The organism is Bradyrhizobium sp. UFLA06-24 (assembly GCF_054967145.1).
The window spans coordinates 1-1,663 of sequence record NZ_JADFUE010000178.1 but is presented as its reverse complement, the minus strand read 5'-3'; the positions used below and the strand labels follow the sequence as shown (position 1 = coordinate 1,663).

The following is a 1,663-nucleotide window of genomic DNA, read 5'->3' as shown; positions in this document are numbered from 1 at the left end:
TGCCTTGGCGCTTTTTGGACGCCGGTCAGTTGAGCGTGCGCAGCCTCCTTCGTTGCCGGCGTCCAAAAACCTGCACAGAAGGCGACATAGCGCCTTGTCATGCCCCTCGAAATGATGATTGGCCTGCGGTCGGGCTGTACTGGGCAGAAGGTTATGCTTGAGCTGATCTTACGGCGAATTGCTAAAAGACTTCACGGCGCAACCGCGACAGATGCAGACATTGGCCTTCTCCGCTCAACCTTGGATGTGAGCGTCGTACCGGATTGGCTGGTAATTGTCTTGAGAGAGTACGGATTGGCGGGCGTTTGCTTTTCGCTGGACGCCAGCGGTGATCTGTCCGGACATGGCGCCGAACTTATTTGGCTTACCCCGACTCAGATCGTGTCGGAGGCGTTGGAGTCCGAGCCTGGGCTCTCGGTCGTGCCTATGGGATACATTCCGGTCGGAGGCTGCGCCGAAGGTTCAGGAGACCCGTACTTCCTGGACATGCGGACGGTTAGCCAAGACCCTGCCTTGGTACGGATCCCGCACGATTTCGCGGTGATTAAGCCTTATCCGTTAGATCGCGTTGAGCTGGTTGCGAATACCTTGAGCACGTTCTTCACTGAGGCACGCTTTTGAGGTCATCGTTTCATCGAAGCACCCACTTCCGCTAATGGGATGGTCCGGCCGTGCTCCTGCCCCGCCAGTAAGCGAAGCTGGCAAGGGGCGCCAAAGACAAGGAGCACGCCATGTCTCAGACACCCAATACCGCGATCGCCGTGATCGGCATCGATATCGGCAAGAACTCGTTCCACGTCGTGGGCCACGATGCGCGCGGCGCCATCGTGCTGCGGCAAAAGTGGTCGCGTGGCCAAGTGGAAGCGCGGCTCGCCAATATGCCGCCTTCCCTGATCGGCATGGAAGCCTGCGTCGGCGCACATCATCTGAGCCGCAAACTCGCATCGCTTGGTCACGATGCCAGATTGATGCCGGCCAAATATGTCCGCCCCTATAGCAAGGGACAGAAGAACGACTTCAATGATGCCGAAGCGATTGCCGAAGCCGTGCAGCGCCCGACGATGAAGTTCGTGGCGACCAAGACCGCGGAGCAATTGGATCTGCAGGCGCTGCACCGGGTGCGCGAGCGGCTGGTGTCGCAACGCACCGGCATCATCAACCAGATTCGCGCCTTCATGCTGGAACGCGGGATCGCCGTGCGCCAGGGTATCGGCTTCTTGCGCATGGAACTGCCCACCATTCTTGCGACGCGCACCGATGCCATGTCGCCACGCATGTTGCGTGTCATCGAGGAGTTGGCAGGCGACTGGCGCCGGCTCGACCAGCGCATCGATGGCCTAACCTGCGAGATCGAAGCACTGGCCCGTCAAGATCAGGCATGCTCGCGCCTGATGACGGTGCCTGGCATCGGGCGAATCATTTCGAGCGCCATGGTGGCCGCGATCGGCACTGGAGACGTATTCTCCAAAGGCCGCGACTTCGGCGCTTGGCTCGGACTGGTGCCCAAGCAGATCTCGACGGGAGACCGCACGATCCTCGGCAAAATCTCGAGGCGCGGCAATCGCTACCTGCGCGTTCTGTTCGTGCAGGCGGCGTGGGTTGTGCTGGTCAGGATAAAGAACTGGGAAAGTTACGGGCTCAAGTCCTGGATCGAAGCCGCCAA

The 1,663-nt window shown here is 60.1% G+C and carries 2 protein-coding genes; both read left to right on the top strand.

Features of this window, described 5'->3' with window-relative positions:
* The first annotated feature begins 153 nt into the window (after window positions 1-153).
* Complete coding sequence (locus tag IF809_RS38490; protein ID WP_462840072.1) at window positions 154-621, top strand: hypothetical protein; 468 nt, start codon at window positions 154-156, stop codon at window positions 619-621.
* Window positions 622-731: 110 nt separating this feature from the next.
* Window positions 732-1,663: IS110 family RNA-guided transposase (locus tag IF809_RS38485; protein ID WP_462840071.1), on the top strand; the 932-nt coding region annotated here is incomplete at its 3' end.

Bases quoted from the DNA above. Each gene is read 5' to 3' on its own strand.
- IF809_RS38490 (WP_462840072.1), top strand. From the start codon at position 154: ATGCTTGAGCTGATCTTACGGCGAATTGCTAAAAGACTTCACGGCGCA.